The sequence below is a fragment of the Agromyces sp. NPDC058110 genome, from assembly GCF_042884735.1.
GTDB lineage: Bacteria > Actinomycetota > Actinomycetes > Actinomycetales > Microbacteriaceae > Agromyces.
This window is the reverse complement of record NZ_JBHVTI010000002.1, coordinates 430070-447277: the sequence shown is the minus strand read 5'-3', so window position 1 is coordinate 447277 and position 17208 is coordinate 430070. Positions and strand designations below refer to the sequence as shown.

At 72.1% G+C, this 17208-nt stretch carries 13 protein-coding genes; 3 read left to right on the top strand and 10 right to left on the bottom strand.

Features of this window, described 5'->3' with window-relative positions; translation table 11 throughout:
- Positions 1-16 precede the first annotated feature (16 nt).
- Entirely contained in the window at positions 17-916 is a 900-nt protein-coding gene (locus ACFVS8_RS06600; protein ID WP_387059209.1) for a hypothetical protein, read from the top strand.
- Between the two features lie 57 nt (positions 917-973).
- Here the strand turns inward: ACFVS8_RS06600 and ACFVS8_RS06595 are convergent, their stop codons facing one another.
- A complete protein-coding gene (locus ACFVS8_RS06595) occupies positions 974-1453 on the bottom strand; it encodes an OsmC family protein (RefSeq protein ID WP_387059206.1) in 480 nt (159 codons plus the stop codon).
- A gap of 111 nt (positions 1454-1564) precedes the next feature.
- On the opposite strand from ACFVS8_RS06595, the gene gabT reads away from it, so the two are divergent.
- A complete protein-coding gene (gabT, locus tag ACFVS8_RS06590; RefSeq protein ID WP_387059204.1) occupies positions 1565-2941 on the top strand; it encodes a 4-aminobutyrate--2-oxoglutarate transaminase in 1377 nt (458 codons plus the stop codon).
- Positions 2938-3927 carry an asparaginase gene (locus tag ACFVS8_RS06585; RefSeq protein WP_387059201.1) on the top strand — a complete coding sequence of 330 codons (990 nt, stop codon included), beginning with the start codon at positions 2938-2940 and terminating at the stop codon, positions 3925-3927. Before gabT ends, ACFVS8_RS06585 begins: the two co-directional genes overlap by 4 nt.
- Before the next feature lie 171 nt (positions 3928-4098).
- Here ACFVS8_RS06585 and ACFVS8_RS06580 read toward each other — a convergent pair whose 3' ends face one another.
- The 9 genes from ACFVS8_RS06580 to ACFVS8_RS06540 form a co-directional block, all read right to left on the bottom strand.
- On the bottom strand, positions 4099-4881 hold the full coding sequence (locus ACFVS8_RS06580; protein WP_387059752.1) for an ABC transporter permease: 783 nt from the start codon (positions 4879-4881) through the stop codon (positions 4099-4101).
- A gap of 113 nt (positions 4882-4994) precedes the next feature.
- On the bottom strand, positions 4995-5906 hold the full coding sequence (locus tag ACFVS8_RS06575; protein ID WP_387059198.1) for an ABC transporter permease: 912 nt from the start codon (positions 5904-5906) through the stop codon (positions 4995-4997).
- Between the two features lie 2 nt (positions 5907-5908).
- Positions 5909-7108, bottom strand: coding sequence for an ABC transporter ATP-binding protein (locus ACFVS8_RS06570; RefSeq protein ID WP_387059195.1), 1200 nt, complete (start codon positions 7106-7108; stop codon positions 5909-5911).
- 12 nt (positions 7109-7120) lie between these two features.
- Positions 7121-8266, bottom strand: a complete 1146-nt coding sequence (locus tag ACFVS8_RS06565; RefSeq protein WP_387059193.1) for a PotD/PotF family extracellular solute-binding protein — start codon at positions 8264-8266, stop codon at positions 7121-7123.
- A 187-nt stretch (positions 8267-8453) separates the two neighbouring features.
- Complete coding sequence (locus tag ACFVS8_RS06560) at positions 8454-11465, bottom strand: FtsK/SpoIIIE domain-containing protein (protein WP_387059190.1); 3012 nt, start codon at positions 11463-11465, stop codon at positions 8454-8456.
- 166 nt (positions 11466-11631) lie between these two features.
- Entirely contained in the window at positions 11632-12333 is a 702-nt protein-coding gene (locus ACFVS8_RS06555; RefSeq protein WP_387059187.1) for a hypothetical protein, read from the bottom strand.
- Positions 12330-14804 carry a transglutaminaseTgpA domain-containing protein gene (locus tag ACFVS8_RS06550; RefSeq protein WP_387059185.1) on the bottom strand — a complete coding sequence of 825 codons (2475 nt, stop codon included), beginning with the start codon at positions 14802-14804 and terminating at the stop codon, positions 12330-12332. Before ACFVS8_RS06550 ends, ACFVS8_RS06555 begins: the two co-directional genes overlap by 4 nt.
- Entirely contained in the window at positions 14801-16231 is a 1431-nt protein-coding gene (locus tag ACFVS8_RS06545; RefSeq protein WP_387059182.1) for a DUF58 domain-containing protein, read from the bottom strand. The genes ACFVS8_RS06550 and ACFVS8_RS06545 overlap by 4 nt, the downstream gene beginning before the upstream one ends.
- A complete protein-coding gene (locus ACFVS8_RS06540) occupies positions 16228-17199 on the bottom strand; it encodes an AAA family ATPase (RefSeq protein WP_387059179.1) in 972 nt (323 codons plus the stop codon). Before ACFVS8_RS06540 ends, ACFVS8_RS06545 begins: the two co-directional genes overlap by 4 nt.
- Positions 17200-17208: the final 9 nt, after the last annotated feature.

The following is a 17208-nucleotide window of genomic DNA, read 5'->3' as shown; positions in this document are numbered from 1 at the left end:
CGGTAGGGTCGAGCCGATGAGCTCACTCGCGCGCCTCGCGCGCCTCACCGCTGCGGCCGCGGCCGTCCTGCTGCTGGCCTCGTGCGCCCCCGCCGACTCCGCGCCGCTGCGGGTCGACCGCACGCTGCCCGAGCCGCCGACGACCGAGTTCGACCCGTCCCTCATCGTGAGCGACGACGCGTTCTTCGACAGCGGGGCCATGAGCGAGGACCGGATCCAGGCGTTCCTCGAGGGGGTCACGTGCCGCGTCGACGAGGGCGTGCCGTGCCTGGCCGAGTACACCGAGACCACCACGACCCAGCCGGCCGTCGGTGGAGCGCACTGCGGCGAGTACCGGGGCGGCGTCGAAGAGCCGGCGAGCCGCATCATCGCGAAGACCGCCGTCGCGTGCGGTATCAGCCCCCGCACGCTGCTCGTGCTGCTGCAGAAGGAGCAGTCTCTGCTCACGCGGCCGACCGTCGCGGGCTACGAGCGCGCGACCGGGTACGCCTGCCCCGACACGGCGGACTGCGACCAGAAGTACTTCGGCTTCTTCAACCAGGTCTACAACGCGGCCTGGCAGTTCCGGCAGTACACCGAGCATCCCGAGCGCCGGTACATGATCGGCGAGACCTCGATCGGCTACAACCCCGACGCCGCGTGCGGCGCGAGCACCGTCGCCATCCGCAACCAGGCGACCGCGAACCTCTACAACTACACGCCCTACCAGCCGAACGAGGCCACCCTCGCCGACCCGTCGGGCGGCGACGCGTGCGGCGCGTACGGCAACCTCAACTTCTGGCGACTCTGGAACCGGTGGTTCGGCGACCCGACCCTCGAGCGGTTCCCCGCCTTCTTCTCGCCGTGCACGCGCCTCGTGGGCGGGCACGCCTGCCCCACCGAACCGACGCTGCCCGCGGTCGCCGTCACGCCCTGACCGACCGCAGGCGGATGCCGCGGCATCCGCTCGACGCCCCTCGACGCGCTCGGCCGGTCAGCTCGCGACGACCTCGACCGGCTCGTGGTGCACCGGGAAGGCGACGGATGCGGCGATGAAGCACTTCGAGGAGGCCTCGGCGTGGATCTCGTGGGCGAGGTCGAGCATCGAGGCGTCGGCCACGACGACCCGCGGACGCAGGGTCGCCTCGCGGAACGCCCCGCCACCGCGGCCGTCTTCGACCATGACCCCGCTCGGGGCGTCGGAGTAGGCCGTGACGACGACGCCGTGCAGGGTGGCGACGTGCAGGTACGAGAGCATGTGGCACTGGGCGAGCGCCGCGAGCAGCAGTTCCTCGGGATTCCAGCGCTCGGCATCGCCGTGGAACACCCGGTCGCTCGACCCCGCGAGCTCGTGCGCCTTGCCCGCCGCGCGCACGACGTGGTCCCGGCCGTACGACCGGTACGAGGTCGTGCCGCTCTCGCGCGCGCCCGTCCACTCGACCTCGACCGTGTACGCGTGTTCGCCGAGCCTCACCGATGCCGCCTCCCTGCCGCGCGTTCCGCCGCGGTCGGCTCCACGCTAGCCGACCGGGGCGACGTGGGAGCCCGCGGGGCGAACTCGGGCGGCGCTAGTCTGGAACGCATCATGACTGACACCCAGACACCCGCAGAGACCGCTGCCGCCCCCGTCTACACGGTGCCGCAGGAACGCCGCATCGTGACGGCGATCCCCGGGCCCAAGTCGCAGGCCCTGCACGAGCGACGTGCCGCAGTCGTCTCGGCGGGCGTGTCGTCCGCCCTGCCCGTGTACATCGAGCGCGCCAACGGCGCGGTGCTCGTCGACGTCGACGGTAACCAGTTCATCGACTTCGGCGGCGGCATCGGCGTGACCACCGTCGGCCACACCGAGGCGAACGTCGTGCGCGCGGCCGCGAGCCAGCTGCAAGACGTGATCCACACGCTCTTCACCGTGACCCCCTACGAGGAGTACGTGCGCGTCGCCGAACTCCTCGCCGAGCACACGCCGGGCACGCACGCCAAGCGCACCGTGCTCGTGAACTCGGGCGCCGAGGCCGTCGAGAACGGCGTCAAGATCGCCCGCAAGTTCACCGGCCGCCGGGCCGTCGCCGTGCTCGACCACGCCTATCACGGGCGCACGAACCTCACCATGGCCATGAACTACAAGGCGCATCCCTACGCGACCGGGTTCGGCCCCTTCGCGGGCGACGTCTATCACGCGCCCAACTCCTACCCCTACCGCGACGGTCTCTCCGGGGCGGATGCCGCGGCGCGCACGATCGCCTACCTCGAGAAGGTCGTCGGGGCGAGCGACCTCGCCTGCCTCGTCGTCGAGCCCGTCCAGGGCGAGGGCGGCTTCATCGTGCCCGCCGACGACTACCTCCCCACGCTCCAGACCTGGTGCACCGAGCACGGCGTCGTGATGATCGCCGACGAGATCCAGTCGGGCATGGCCCGCACTGGCGCGTACTTCGCGAGCGAGCACTTCGGCTGGGTGCCCGACCTGGTGCTCTCGGCCAAGGGCATCGCGGGCGGCCTCCCGCTCGCGGGCGTCACCGGCCGTGCCGAGATCATGGACGCCGCGCACGCTGGCGGCCTCGGCGGCACGTTCGGCGGCAACCCCGTCGCGTGCGCCGCGGCGGTCGCGGTCTTCGAGTCGATCGAGGCGCACGACCTGCTCGGCGAGGCGAAGCGCATCGAGACGACCCTGACCGCGGGCCTCGGACGCCTGGCCGAACGCTACGACGTGATCGGCGACGTCCGCGGCATCGGCGCGATGATCGCGATCGAGCTCGTGCAGCCGGGCACCGCACGCACCACGAAGGCGCCGAACCCCGAAGCGGTGACCGCGCTCGTCGCGTACGCCGCCCAGCACGGCGTGCTCCTGTTGAACGCCGGCACGTACGGCAACGTGCTCCGATTCCTCCCCAGTCTCGCGGTGAGCGACGCCCTCATCGACGACGCCCTGCGGGTGCTCGACGACGGCCTCGCGGCACTCGGATGACCGGCACCATCTCCGCAGCAGACGCCGTCGAACTCGCCGTGGTCGAACGCAATGGTTTCACCGAGTCCAGGCACGCCGGTTCCGCCGTCGTGCTCTCCCCCGAGGGCGAGGTGCTGCGCGCCCTCGGCGACGTCGCCTCGCCGGTCCTCCCCCGGTCGGCGCTGAAGCCGTTCATCGCCGTCGCGGTGATGGCCTCGGGCGTGACGCTCCGCGGCGAGGACGCCGCGATCGCGACCGCGAGCCACTCGGGCACCGCCGCGCACGTCGCGCTCGTGCGCGGCCTGCTCGCGCGCGCCTCGCTGCCCGAGTCCGCGCTCGGCTGCCCGGCCGCGCGGCCCGGCGACCAGACCGCCCGCGACGACCTCGTCCGCGCAGGCGGCTCGCCCGAGCGCGTCTACATGACCTGCTCCGGCAAGCACGCCGCGATGCTCCTGGCCTGCGTGGCCAACGACTGGCCGCTCGAGGGCTACCTCGATCCCGCGCACCCGCTCCAGCGCCGCATCCTCGACGTGCTCGAGCGGCTCACGGGCGAGCGCGCGACCGCGACCGCGATCGACGGATGCGGCGCCCCGGTGCACGCGATCAGCCTCACCGGCCTCGCCCGGGGCATCCAGAAGATCACGACCGCGGCCTCGTCGTCGCCGTTCGCGCTCTTCCGCGAGGGCGCGGCGCTCACCGAGGCGGTCCGCGAGCACCCGTGGGCGATCGCCGGCCCCGGACAGCCCGACACGATCGCGATCGAGCGCGTCGGCGTGTTCGCGAAGTTCGGCGCCGAGGGCGTCATGGTCATGACCGCGCCCGACGGCACGACCACCGCGCTGAAGGTGCTCGACGGCTCCGCCAGGGCCTCGACGATCATCGGCCTGCGCCTGCTCGCGAGCACCGGCGCGATCGACGATGCGGCGGTCGACCGCGTCGCCACCGAGCTCGACCTGTGGGTCATGGGCGGCGATCGCCGCGTCGGCGAGATCCGCGCGACGGTCTGAGCCGCGGCTGATGGCGCGGCGCGTCCGTCGCGCGGCCCGTCCGTGGCGCGGCGCGCGCCCCAGCGCCGCATGCCCCAGCGCCCGCGTGTCCACCCCCGCGTTCGCATCGTGGACACACGGATGCCGCACCGGAACGTTCCGGTGCGGCATCCGCAGGGTGCTCGGTTCGGGTCAGCCGAGCTTCGCGATCCGTTTCGCGCGCGCCGCACGGGACACCTGTGCGCCGATCACGAGAACGAGTGCGAAGAGGAACACCGCCGAGGCGATGACGTTGGCTTCGGCGGGGATGCCGCGCGAGGCCGAGATGTAGATGTACTTCGGGAACGTCGAGACCGAGCCCGAGTTGAAGTTCGTGATGATGAAGTCGTCGAAGCTCAGGGCGAACGACAGCAGCGCGGCCGCCACGATGCCCGGGGTGAGCAGCGGGAACGTGACGCGCCAGAACACCTGCGCCGGCGACCCGTAGAGGTCGCGCCCCGCTTCTTCGAGCGCCGGATCGAGGCTCGCGACGCGCGCCTTGACCGTCACCACGACGAAGCTGATGCAGAACATCGTGTGCGCCAGGATGATCGTCGTCATGTCCTTCGGCACGCCGACCGCGAGGAACTGCGCGGCGAGGCCGGCGCCGAGCACGACCTCGGGCGTCGCCATGGGCAGGAACAGCAGCAGGCTGATCACCGAACGGGCCCGGAACCGGTAGCGCACGAGCGCGATCGCGATCATCGTGCCGAGCGTGGTCGCGATGACCGTCGCCACGACGCCGATGATGACGCTGTTCGCGAAGGCGTGGCAGACGGCGCCACCCTCGACGTTGCAGACGTTGAGCCACTTGTCGAACGTGAATCCGCGCCAGGCGATGTTCGACTTCACCGAGTCGTTGAACGAGAACACGAACGTGTAGGCGATCGGGATCAGCAGGAACACGAAGGCGATGACCGTGTAGGCGGGCAGCAGCCACGACCCGAGCCCGAACCGCGAGGACCGCGGTCGGCGCGGCGGGCGGCGGTCCTCGAGCTCCTCGCTCTCGGCGAGCCCGCCGAGCACGGCGGCGGCCTGGACTTCTCCGCTCACAGCAGGTCCTCCGTTCCGGAACGCTTGACGTAGACGCCGACGAGCACGAGGATCGCCGCCATCAGGATGATCGAGAGGGCGGCCGCCGCCGGGTAGTTGAGCAGCACGAGGAAGTTCGCCTCGATCACGTTGCCCATCATCTGCGTGTCGGGTCCGCCGAGGAAGTCGCGGCTGGCGTTGACGTAGTCGCCCGCTGCCGGGATGAAGGTGAGCAGGGTTCCGGCGACGATGCCCGGCATCGACAACGGGATGGTGATCTTGCGGAAGACCGTGAACGGGCTCGCGTACAGGTCGCTTCCCGCCTCGAGGTAGCGCAGGTCGAGCCGCTCGAGCGCGGTGTAGAGCGGCAGCGTCATGAACGGGATGAAGTTGTACGTCAGGCCGAAGATGACCGCGAACGGGGTGCCGGTGAAGTGCGCGTCGGGCCCCAGCAGCGAGAGCGCCTTGAGCGACGTGATGATGAACGACTCGTCGGAGAGGATCTGCTTCCAGGCGAGGGTGCGCAGCAGGAAGCTGATGAAGAACGGGGCGATCACGAGCACGAGCATGAGGCTCTGCAGCAGCGGCCAACGGCGCGCCTTGACGCCGATGAAGTACGCCAGCGGGTAGCTGAACGCCAGCGCGAACACGGTCGCCGCGAGCGCGTACCCGAACGACCGCAGGATGTGCGGCCAGTAGGTCGTCATGACGTCGACGTAGTTCTGCCAGTTGAAGGCGTACTGGTACTGCCCGATGTCGCCGTACTCGAGCGGAGCCTGCAGCGACGTGAGCAGCAGCGAGATGAGCGGCGTCAGGAAGAACAGCACCAGGTAGAGGATGCCGGGCAGCAGGAGCAGGAGCGCGATGCGGCTCGTCTTGCGTGGTGCCTGTGGCTGGGCCTCCGCGGTCGCGAACGCTGCGAAGGCCATGCTCAGCCCTCCTCGAGCTCGGCGACCAGGTCGTCGCGACGCTGGGCGGCGATGGCGGTCGTCGAGTCGTCGGCGGTGAACCGCTCGGCCGGGGCCGCGGCGTCGTCGAGACCGAAGCCGTGCTCGACCGACCAGCTCGTGTAGACCTCCGCACCGACGCCCACGCTCGGGCCCGACCCGGTGTTCTGGGCGAACACGAGCATGGTGCCCTGACCGGGCACGTCGACGAGGTACTGGGTGCTCACGCCCGAGAACGACACGTCGAGCACCCGGCCGGGGCCGACGACGTTCCGCTCGGCAGAGGCGACGGGCGCCTCGGTGTGCAGCGAGACCTTCTCGGGGCGCACGCCCACGGTGACCGCGCCGTTGTGGCGGCGGGCCCTGGCCTTCGGCACCACGAGGCGGGCGCCGCCGACGTCGACCGAGACCGCGGTGTCGGTCGCACCGACGACCTCGCCGGAGAAGAGATTCGACTGCCCGAGGAAGTTCGCGACGAACGCGGTCTGCGGCAGGTCATAGAGCGCTTCGGGTGCACCCATCTGCTCGATGGCCCCCTTGTTCATGACCGCCACGGTGTCGGCCATGGTCATGGCCTCCTCCTGGTCGTGCGTGACGTGGAGGAAGGTGAGGCCGACCTCCTCCTGGATCGTCTTCAGCTCGAGCTGCATCTGACGGCGCAGCTTCAGGTCGAGCGCACCGAGGGGTTCGTCGAGCAGCAGCAGCGCCGGACGGTTGACGATCGCGCGGGCGAGCGCGACGCGCTGCTGCTGACCGCCCGAGAGCTGCTGCGGCCGACGCTGCGCGAGGTGGTCGAGCTCGACCAGCTTGAGCGCCTCGTGCGCCTTCGCGAGCGGGTCGCCGATGCGTCGTCGCTTCAGCCCGAAGGCGACGTTCTCGATGATGCTCATGTGCGGGAAGAGCGCGTAGCTCTGGAACACCGTGTTGACCGGGCGCTCGTGCGATCGCGTCGCGGTCACGTCTTTGCCGCCGATGAGGATGCGGCCCTGGGAGGGTTCCTCGAGGCCGGCGACGAGCCGGAGGGTCGTCGTCTTCCCGCAGCCCGACGGCCCCAGGAGGGCGAAGAACGAACCCGCCGGGATCTTGAGGTCGAGGTTCTGGATCGCCGTGAACCCGGGGAAGCGCTTCTGGATCCCGACGAGCTCGAGGTCTGCGCCGCGCTCGGCGAACTCGCGTACTGCCATGATCGATCCCTCTCAGGCGCCGAGCAGGATGCTCTGGAACTGCGCCTGGTACTTCTGCTCCTCGGCACCGGTGAGGGTGCGGAAGATGTGCGCGTTGGACAGGGTCTCCTCGTTCGGGAAGATGAGTTGGTTCTCGGCGAGCTCGGGATCGATCGCCTCGGCGGCCTCCTTCGCCCCGACCACCGGCGTGATGTAGTTGACCCACGCGGCGACCTCAGCCGCGACCTCTGGCTCGTAGTAGTAGTTCATGAGCATCTCGGCGTTGGTCTTGCGCGTCGAGCCGACCGGCACCAGGAAGTTGTCGTTCCAGAGCGTGCCGCCGGCGTCGGGGATCGCGAACTCCCACTTGTCGCCGGCCTCGGCGTTGATGACCGTGATGTCGCCCGACCAGCAGATGGCCGCGAGCGTGTCGCCGCTCTTCAGGTCTTCGAGGTAGGCGTTGCCCTTGATGTTGCGCACCTGGCCGCTCTCGACCTGCTCGGTCAGCACGTCGATCGCGGCGTCGAACTCCGCGTCGCCCCAGTCGCCGGCGATGTCGACGCCGTTCTGCAGCATGATCAGGCCCATCGTGTCGCGCATCTCGGAGAGCACGCCGACCCGTCCCTTGAGCTCGGACGACCAGAGGTCCTCGACCGAGGCGATGCCGTCGGGGAACGCCTCCTTGTTCCAGCAGATGCCGGCGAAGCCGCCCTGCCACGGCAGCGACATCGTGCGGCCCTTGTCGAAGTCTGGATCGCGCAGCGCGGGGTTGAGGTTCGCGAGGTTCGGGATGTTGTCGTGGTTGAGCTCCTGCGTGTAGCCGAAGCGGATCCACCGGCCGACCATCCAGTCGGTGAGGCACACGGCGTCGGCCCCGATGTCCTGCCCGAGCGCGAGCTGGTCCTTGACCTTGCCGTAGTACGTGTTGTTGTCGTCGACGGCGACCTCGTAGTTGACCTTGATGCCAGTCTGCTCCTCGAAGGCCTGCAGCGTCGGGTAGTTGCCCGCGTCGTCCTCGTCGATGTAGGCCGCCCAGTTCGCCCAGTTGAGCGTCTTGTCGGTGGCCGACTTGTCGGCGGCAGGAGTGGGCTTCGCCGCGGCGCCGCCGGTGGAGCACGCCGCGAGCGCGAGCGCCGAGGCGCCGGCTCCGGCGCCGGCCAGCATCGTGCGGCGGGTCATCTGCGACGCTCGGGCGCGCGCGATGAGCGAACGGATCATCGGATCCTGGGGAAGGGGCCGAGAGGTCACGGGTGCTCCATTCGGGTTCAGCGACGTTGCCATGGGTGCGTCGATACTGCCACACTGCGGGTGCCATTTCACGAATCGATGTCCGAATCATTAATTCTTGGGAACAGAACGTTCGGATTCAGTGCCGTTCTTCGTGATATGCAAGTGTTTCCGTCGTCGGCCAGCTTCGACGGAGCGCCCATTCCCCCGGCTCGACGACCCAGCACTCCCTGCCGTCTCCGGCAAGCAGCGGCGGCAGCGGAACGGGCCCGGTGCACCCCGCTCCGGGCGGTGCGAGGGCACGGAACTCGCGGAGCCCTCCGTGCACGATGACCGTGCCGGCCTGGCGAACCCTCGAGGCGATGCCGAACGACGCCGACCACGCGTCGGCGTCGCCGATGACGAGCACCCGCTCGTCGCGCTCGAGCGCCGCGAGCACCTCCCGCTCGCCTCCGGCCAACAGCCTCGTCGGCGTCAGTCCGCGTGCGTGCAGCGTCTCGAGGTCGCGCTGCACGGTGCTCGACACCACCGCGACGACAGCGCGGTCGAACCGGGCCGCCGGAGCAGTTGAGGCAACGGGTACCGGTGCGACAGGTGCCGCCTCGACGACCTGTAACCGTCGCCCCCGCCATTGGCCTCCGCCCGCCGGGCAGTCCCGCTGCCACAGGTCGGCGAGACCTCCGGCGTGCGCGAGTTCGGCGCGGCTCTGGTGCCGAAGGTGCGCGACCGCACCGAAGAGGTCTCGCAGGCCGCCGGGGAGCCGGTGCCCGAGCGCTGCCGCCGCCGCGACGGCGAACCCGTGACGGCGGCCGTCGCGCATGAGCTCGCCGAGCATGGTGACGGCCGCGTTCCGGTACTCCTCCGGCCAGTCGAGCAGGCAGGCATCGAGGTCGTCGACGACGAGCAGCCGGGCCATCGGGGTGCCGCGCCTCGACGCGACGACCAGATCGGCGAGCGCCTGCCAGTCCCCGGGGGCATCCCGCCCGACCCGCAGCATCGCGGATGCCGCGACTCCGCTCGCGGCGAGGTCGGATTCGAGCGACCCCAGCAGTGTCGACCGTCCGCTGCCTGGCGCGCCGAGCACGAGCAGGTGGCCGTCCTCCGCTGCGGTCCAGGTCGCGAGGCTGCGCCGTTGCAGGTCGGGCTCGTCGAGCAGGCCGAAGACGACGGGCGGGAGCGTCGCGTCGGCGTCCACTCCCGTTCGGGCCGGGCCGGCAGCGGCGACCGAGGCATCCGACGGGTCGGCGGCCGCACGTCGTGCCGCCCGGAGCTCGGCTCGCGTGAGCGGCGACGGCAGCGGATCGGCCCACGGCCTCCGGACGGGACCGGAGGAGGCGAACCGAAGTCGCACCGCCTCTATGTCGGCGACACCGACGAGCGCGGCCTGGAACGGCACGGGGGCACCGTCTCCCCGGTCGGCCACGCCCCGGCCCGGCCGGTCGGCTCGGATCTCGGCCGCCGCGTCGGTGCCGACGACGGCCGCGCTGTCTGCCCTGGTCATGACCCGGAGCGAGACCCTGATCGGCGCGTTCGCCAGGATCTGCTCTCCGAGCACGCCGTTCGGCCGCTGCGACGCCAGCACGAGATGCACGCCGAGCGATCGGCCGCGGGCGGCGATGTCGGCCACGACCTGGCCGAGTTCCCGGAAGCGGTGGATCATCGCCTGGAACTCGTCGACGACCACGACGAGCCGCGGCAACTCGATGTCGTCGGGGAGGTCGGCGATGTCGCGCGCGCGGGCGAGCCGGAGCACCCGCTCGCGGTGCCGGAGCTCGGCGGTCAGGCTCTGCACGGCCCGTTCGGCCTCGGTCTCGTCGAGGTCGGTCACGATGCCGGCCACGTGCGGCAGCCCGGCGACGGGCTCGAACGCCGCGCCGCCCTTGAAATCGACGAGGAGGAACGACACGCGCTGCGGCGGGTGGAGCGTCGCCATCTGCAGGATCCAGCCGAGCAGGAACTCGCTCTTGCCGCTCCCGGACGTGCCAGCGACGACCGCGTGCGGGCCGTCGGCCACGAGATCGAGCTCGAGCACGCCGTCGGCGACGAGGCCGACGGCCGCCCGCAGCGTTCCCCGCCCCCGGTCGACCTGGTCGTGCGCACGGACGGGCACGAGGTCGCGGACGCCGACCAGCGCGGGCAGGTCGGCGGAGTGTGCGCCGAGGCCGGCCCGACGGGCGATTCGTGCGGCCTCCTCGCTCCAGCCGCCGGCCTCGGCCTCGCCGAGCAGGTCGGGTGCGAGCGGAGCGCCGACGGCCTCGCCCCGGCGCAGCAGCGTCGCGGTCTTCGGACCGTCGATGCGCACGACGAGCGCGAGCCCGGGCGGGAGATGATCGAGCCGGCCGGCGAGCGCGATCGTGCATTCGGACGCGCCGGACGATCCGTGCGCGACGACCGGCTCCGGGGCGGACGTCGTCCGGGCGGACGCGCCCGTGAGATCGGCGACGACGACGGTCGCGCCGCGACCGTCGTGCGGCAGCGCCATGGCCCATCGCCACTCAGTGCCCGCCGGCACCTCGAACCTGACGGCGTCGGGCCGCACGGAGTGCGCGCACTGGACGAGCACCGACCGTGCCGCGGCGCGCGCGAGCAGTGTCGGCCCGACGATTCCGAGCCCGCCGAGGAGGTCGACGACGACCGGGGCTCCGTCGAGTCGCCGTGCGAGCTCGAGCACCTGCCGATCGAGGTCGTCGGCGGGGTTCCCCTCGATGCGGAGCGTGCTCTCGACCGCGGCCGTGCCGACGACCACGGCACCCGGCGTCGTCGTGCACCAGGCCGGCGGTTCGCCGCCGGTCACCAGGTCGACCGACGATGGATGCCTGGCCTTCGCGGCCTCGCGCTCGAGCTCGTGCCGATCGCCGATCTCCGCCCTGAGCCGAACGAACGCCGCGTCGCGCTCGAGCCCGCCGCGGCGGCGCGATCGCCGCGCCTGCCTGCGCCCGTCGAGCACGGTCGCGATCGCGAGCAGGGGTCCGAGTGCGGCGAACCCGAGCGAGAGCATCGACCCGGTGACCAGCCAGAGCACGATCGCGCCGGCCATGGGCGCGACGGCCGCGAGGAGCGGGAATCCGGGCGGGGCCGGATCGGGCACCGAGGGCGGCAGCGCGAGCGGCAGCCGGACGGCGTCGGGCGGCGCGAAGAGTCTGGGCGGCATCGCGCCATGCAAGCACGTCGGCCGGGCGACGGGCGGCACCGGTGCCGATCGGGCTCGCCCGCGGCATCCGCTGGGCCCTGTGGAGGGCGAGTGTCGAGCTGGGCGGGTCGGTCGCCATCACAGCCGGGCGCGGCACCGCGACGACCGCACCGAGCCCCTGTCGCGCTCAGCCGACGGTGAACGACTGCTCGGCGAGCTCGACGACCGATCCGGTGCCGACGAGGTACCTCCGGCCGGGCTCGCAGCGCACGACGTCGTCGGCGCGGCGGATCACGGTGCCGTTCGCCGAGAACCGGTCGGCGACCCAGAGCATGCCGTCGTGCGTGCCGAATTCGAGGTGGGTCTTCGAGACCGATCGGCCCGGATCGTCGACGTGCACGAGATGGTCGAACGCCTCGCTCGGCTGCGGGAGGGGGCGACGCCCGATCAGCCCGGTGCCGAACACGACGCGCACGTCGCCCGTCGCGAACCGCAGCACGAACCGGGGACGCTCCCCCGGGGCTGCATCGATCGCCTGCGATCCGGCCCCACCGGCATCGGGCCCTGCAATACCGCCGCTCGACTCGACGTCGGTCGTCGACCCGTCCTGAACCGGGGCGACCCGGTCGGCGTCGGCCCGTTCGGCGGCCGACCGGTCGGGCTCCCCGGTGGCGGACGTCGGAGGCACGTCGTCGGGGCTCCCGATCTGCAACCCCACCGGCACGCTCACGACGCCGCTGCGACGGAACCCCCGGCCGAGCGAGGTCGTGTCGCCGGGCCTCGGATCGGGGCGACGACGGGACTCGGGGGTCGCGCTCGTCGACGACCCGCAATGCCCGCAGAACATCGCGCCGTCGGGCAGCGCGGCACTGCAGATGCGACATCTCATCGTCGACCCCCTCTCCGGCTGACAGCGTACCCGCCGAGCGAGGTGAGCGAGATCGCCGCCCGCCATCGCTCGCGGCGCGTGCGGGGGGCGGCGAGGCGCTCCTGCAGTTCGTCGACCGACCGCCAGACGCGCTCGTCGTCGCCCGTCTCGGGGCCGCCGGGCGCGAACACCGCACGGTCCACGACCGCTGCGAGCACCAGCGCCGACAGCCCGCCGACGGTGGCGGCCTGCTCGGCCCTCGTCGAATTCGCGCGGATCGGATAGCCGTAGTCGGCGGCCGTGTCGGCGAACTCCAGCCATCCTCCTTCGATGCGCTCCACCGGGCTGCCCTTCGTTCGACGGACCCGCCTGCGCCGGATCTTCGCCACGATCACCGCGAGGAACGGGCTCGCGAGCAGGGCGAGCACGAGGATGCTGAGCCCGCCGATCGTCCCGACGGTCGCGAGCACGCCGAGCAGGCGTCCGAGGTCGTCGGGCTGGCGTTCGTCGGAGTGCTCGGCGGGGGTGTCCTGCTCGTCGACCTGCGTGCGCTCCGGCGGCGGCGGGAGGGCCGATTCGGGGCGCGAGACCTCCTCGGGCTGCTCAGGGGCGGGTTCGGGGATGTCGCGGGGCGTCGGGTTCGGGTTCAGGGCGATCCATGCCCCGTCGTCGCCCTGCACCTCGATCCAGGCCTGCAGGTCGTCGCGGTGGAAGACCGTGGTCGTGGCGGCTGCGGCCGAGCCGGTGGAGGCCGTCGCAGCCTCGGACGCGGCGCCGTCCGCGGCATCCATCTCCAGGTAGCCGACGACGACCCGCGCCGGGAAGCCGATCTTCCTGGCCATGAGTGCCGCGGCGACGGCGTACTGCTCGCCGTCGCCGACCATCGGCTGGTCGGTCGCGAGCTGTTCGAGCCGATCGAGCGCGTGCCCGGAGCGGCTGGGCGCCTCATCCTGCTCGGCGCCGTGGCTCACGAAGCCCGTGCGCCGGAACCCGTCGATGACCGCCGCGAGCCGCTCGCCCGGAGCGTCGGAGATCGGCGCCCAGGAGTTGAGCAGCGCGGTGAGCTCGTCGGGCAGGTCGGGTGCCGCGGGTACCACGCTCGTGCCCGGCTGCATCGCGCCCAGTCCCGTCGGATCGAGCATGGCCACCGACCACGCGGCGTAGGAATCGCCGCGGGTGAGGCCCGAGACCACCGCACCGGTGCCGGTCGTGTCGTTGTAGACGAACCCGTCGGCGAGCGTCTCCGCGCGCGGTCCGCCGAAGTCGATGCGCTCGAGCTGGCCGACCCCGGGAACCCAGATGTCCTCGTACGCGTCGACCGCGACCGTGATCTGCAGCGGCTCGCCCGGCACGCCGGTCTGGTCGAGCCGGTACGGAAGCCGCGTGAAGCTGCCCGACACCGAATTGCCGTCGGAGCCGCCGACCGAGTAGACGACCCCGTCGTAGGTGTCGAGCGTCGCGACGGCCAGCCCCGCACCTTGCGGCAGACCGACGACCTCGAGCATCACGTCGTCTTTCGCAGCGGGGGCGAACGACGCACGGAACGCCGCGAGCGGGCTCTCGTAGTCGTGGGGCTGGAAGGGCTGCTGCACCTCCGATCGGACGACCGTGCGGACCGGGGCGGGCAGCACGACCGCCGCCGCGGTGGCACCGATGAGCGCGACGGCGAGGATGGCGGATGCTCCGAGCACCCGCCGTGCATCGGTGAGGGCGCGCTCGACCGACGAGCGCACGCCGAGCACCTGCCGATCGAGGATCGCGATGTTTGCGAGCCATGCCACGACGGCCAGCAGGAACGCGAGTCCGGCGGGCAGTGCGAGGCCGCCGTGCACGACGCCCAGCAGGATCCCGGCCGTCAGCAGCAGCGCGGGCGGCAGTGCCGCGGCGACCGGATGCCGCGTGCGGAACGCCAGCGTGACCGCGAGCGTCGCCGCGAGCAGGCCGAGCAGGAATGGCGGCACCAGGAGCGCCTGGTACGACCCGACCGGCACGGCGATGGTCACGAGCTGCTTCCAGGAGAGCGCCGTCGCCGCGATGAGGTCGAGCATGCCGGCGGGCGTCGGCAGCACGCCGGCGACCGCCCGCGAGGGCACGGCCGCCGGGACGCCGAGCAGCAGGTAGGCGACCGTCACCGCGAGGAGCACGGCCCAGGCCGGCCAGCGACGCCACGCCCCGAAGAGGCCGATGCCGGTACCGGCGACGATCGCGACTCCGGCCGCGATCAGGAACTCGCCGCTCTCGTAGACGGGCCACCACGGGATGCACGCCGTGGCGAGCAGCAGCCAGATGAGGGCGACCGACACCGCGCTCGACCACGGCGACCGGCCGACGCCGCCCGAGACGCCGATGACGACCTCGTCGCGGTCGGGTTCCGGCCGGGCGGGTCCGGCGCGTCCGTCCGCGCCCCGTGCCGGCTCGCGCAGACCGACCCCGGATCCGGACGCCCCGACCGCCGGCCGCGCGGCCGGCCAGGCGCCGCGCTGCCCGCTCATGCGACCGATGCCGTGCGCGCGAGCATCGCACGCAGGTCCTCGAGGTACCCGATTCCGAACACGGTGAGGCCTGCGACCGTTCGCACGGTCGCGTCGCCCTCGGGCGAGCACTGCACGGCGATCGCGTCGACCCCCATCGGAAGGCGGGATGCTGCGGCACGCACCGGCGCCGAACCGCGCCCCGTGCCCGTGACGAGGAAGGCGAGCGAGACGCCCGGCAGCGACTCCGCCGCGGCGGCCGCCACATCGGGCAGCATCGCCGCGCGCTCCTCGCGTTCGATGAGGCACAGCGCGTCGAGCAGGCGGTCGCGCGTCACGGTCGGCAGCTCCCGGACGAGCCCCGCCTGTCCGAGTCCCTGCGGGCGCCGCACCGGGAGGCCGCGCCGAAGCGGTGCCCCGGGCCGCGCCGCCGACGCCGGCCCCGACGCACGAGCCACGGATGCCGCGGGTCGTGGAGACGCATGCGCCGGGACGACGCCCGACACGGCGAACGACACCGTCCGCGCATCGCGGATCGCCCTCGCCCCGACGGAGGCGGCGGCGCTGACCGCCAGTTCGAACTCCCCGTCGTCGCGATACGCCTCAGGATCGAGGTCGAGCACGACCATGAGCCGGCTGCGCCGGGTCTCCTCGAACTGGCGCACCATGAACGTGCCCGTCTTGGCGCTCGACTTCCAGTGGATGAACCTCCGGTCATCACCCGGGAGGTATTCGCGCAGGGCGTGGAACGAGATGTCGCTCGCGGTGAGGTCCCGCGTCGGCGACCCCTCGAGGTCGCGCACGAATCCCGAGCTGAGCGCAGCGATCGCGACCGTCCGAGGATGCACGTGGAGTTCGGCGACCTGCGACCACACGATCTCGCGACGCACGAGGCCGAGCGGATCGGCACGCACGGTGCGCGCCGGTCCGACCGGGACGATGCCGCGACGATCGGTCGGCACCCGGAACGACCGGTCGAACGATCCGCCCCTGGCGAGCCCCGGGAGCACCCATTCCATGACCCGCCGGCCGACCGGCACCTCCAGCTTGACCCCGCCCCATCTCCGACGCCCCGGGTTCTCGGCGACGAGCCGCGCCTGCGCCGGTTCGCCGACGACGACGCGCGGGATCGGCAGCGACAGGGCGATCGTCGACGCCCCCCGGCCGAGGAGCCAGAGGGATGCCACGGCGGCGACGATCGCGAGTCCGGTGCCGAGCGCGATGAGCTCCATCCAGCCGAACGCCGAGCCGACCGCGAGCGAGAGCACCGCGCCGAGGATCACCGCCCATCCGCGCGCCGTGACGACGGAGACGATCGCCCGTCGCCAGTCGTCGAGCACGCCCAGCGCGCGCCCGACGGCCCGCACCAGATGCGCGATGAACGCCGCGAGGAACCCCTCCCGACGGGCGTCCTCGGGCATCGTGGTGCGGGTCTCGGCGAAGCTCACACCACCTGCCTCGACGACGGGGGCGGGGTCTCGATGAGCACCTGGGCGATCAGGTTCGACGCGGTGACCCCGTCGAACTCGGCCTCGGCGTCGAGGATGAGCCGGTGCGCGAGCACGGGCTCGGCGAGCGCCTTGACGTCGTCCGGCACGACGTAGTGCCTGCCGCGCCCCGCCGCGTGGGTCTTGGCCGCCCTGATGAGGGCGAGCGCGCCGCGGACGCTCACCCCGAGGCGGACCTCCCGGGTCGTGCGCGTGGCGTCGACGAGCCGCGAGACGTAGTCGTGGATCGTCGGGTCGACGTGCACCGTGCGCGCGGCGGCCGCCATCTGCACGATCTCCTCGGCCGCGAGCTGCGGCTCCACCTGGACGCCGTGCGCGCGGTGGTCGGCCCCCTCCAGGATCCGGATCGTCGAGGCGTGATCGGGGTAGCCGATCGAGGTGCGCATGAGGAAGCGGTCGAGCTGGGCCTCGGGCAGTCGGTACGTCCCGGCCTGCTCGACCGGGTTCTGGGTCGCGATGACCATGAACGGATGCCCGACCGGGTGTGTCTGGCCGTCGACGGTGACCTGGCCCTCCTCCATGACCTCGAGCAGGGCCGACTGGGTCTTCGGGCTCGCCCTGTTGATCTCGTCGGCGAGCACGATGTTCGCGAACACCGGACCGGGGTGGAACTCGAAGGCCCCGCTCCGCTGGTCGTAGACCGTCACCCCGGTGATGTCGCCGGGCAGCAGGTCGGGGGTGAACTGCACGCGGTTGCTGGTGCCGTGCACCGACTGCGCCATGGCCCTCGCGAGCGAGGTCTTGCCCGTGCCCGGCACGTCGTCGAGCAGCAGGTGGCCCTCGCTGAGGAACGCCGTGAAGGCGAGCCTGATCACGAGGTTCTTGCCGAGCAGCACGGTCTCGACCGCGCCGACCAACCGGTCGAGGTTCGCGGCGAAGCGCGCGGCCTCGTCGGGGGTCATCGTCATGCGGGCTCC

Coding starts and splice junctions, on each gene's coding strand:
- ACFVS8_RS06565 (WP_387059193.1), bottom strand. CDS start 8,266: ATGACCCGCCGCACGATGCTGGCCGGCGCCGGAGCCGGCGCCTCGGCG.
- ACFVS8_RS06600 (WP_387059209.1), top strand. CDS start 17: ATGAGCTCACTCGCGCGCCTCGCGCGCCTCACCGCTGCGGCCGCGGCC.
- ACFVS8_RS06550 (WP_387059185.1), bottom strand. CDS start 14,804: ATGAGCGGGCAGCGCGGCGCCTGGCCGGCCGCGCGGCCGGCGGTCGGG.
- ACFVS8_RS06560 (WP_387059190.1), bottom strand. CDS start 11,465: ATGCCGCCCAGACTCTTCGCGCCGCCCGACGCCGTCCGGCTGCCGCTC.
- ACFVS8_RS06575 (WP_387059198.1), bottom strand. CDS start 5,906: ATGGCCTTCGCAGCGTTCGCGACCGCGGAGGCCCAGCCACAGGCACCA.
- ACFVS8_RS06570 (WP_387059195.1), bottom strand. CDS start 7,108: ATGGCAGTACGCGAGTTCGCCGAGCGCGGCGCAGACCTCGAGCTCGTC.
- ACFVS8_RS06555 (WP_387059187.1), bottom strand. CDS start 12,333: ATGAGATGTCGCATCTGCAGTGCCGCGCTGCCCGACGGCGCGATGTTC.
- ACFVS8_RS06585 (WP_387059201.1), top strand. CDS start 2,938: ATGACCGGCACCATCTCCGCAGCAGACGCCGTCGAACTCGCCGTGGTC.
- gabT (WP_387059204.1), top strand. CDS start 1,565: ATGACTGACACCCAGACACCCGCAGAGACCGCTGCCGCCCCCGTCTAC.
- ACFVS8_RS06540 (WP_387059179.1), bottom strand. CDS start 17,199: ATGACGATGACCCCCGACGAGGCCGCGCGCTTCGCCGCGAACCTCGAC.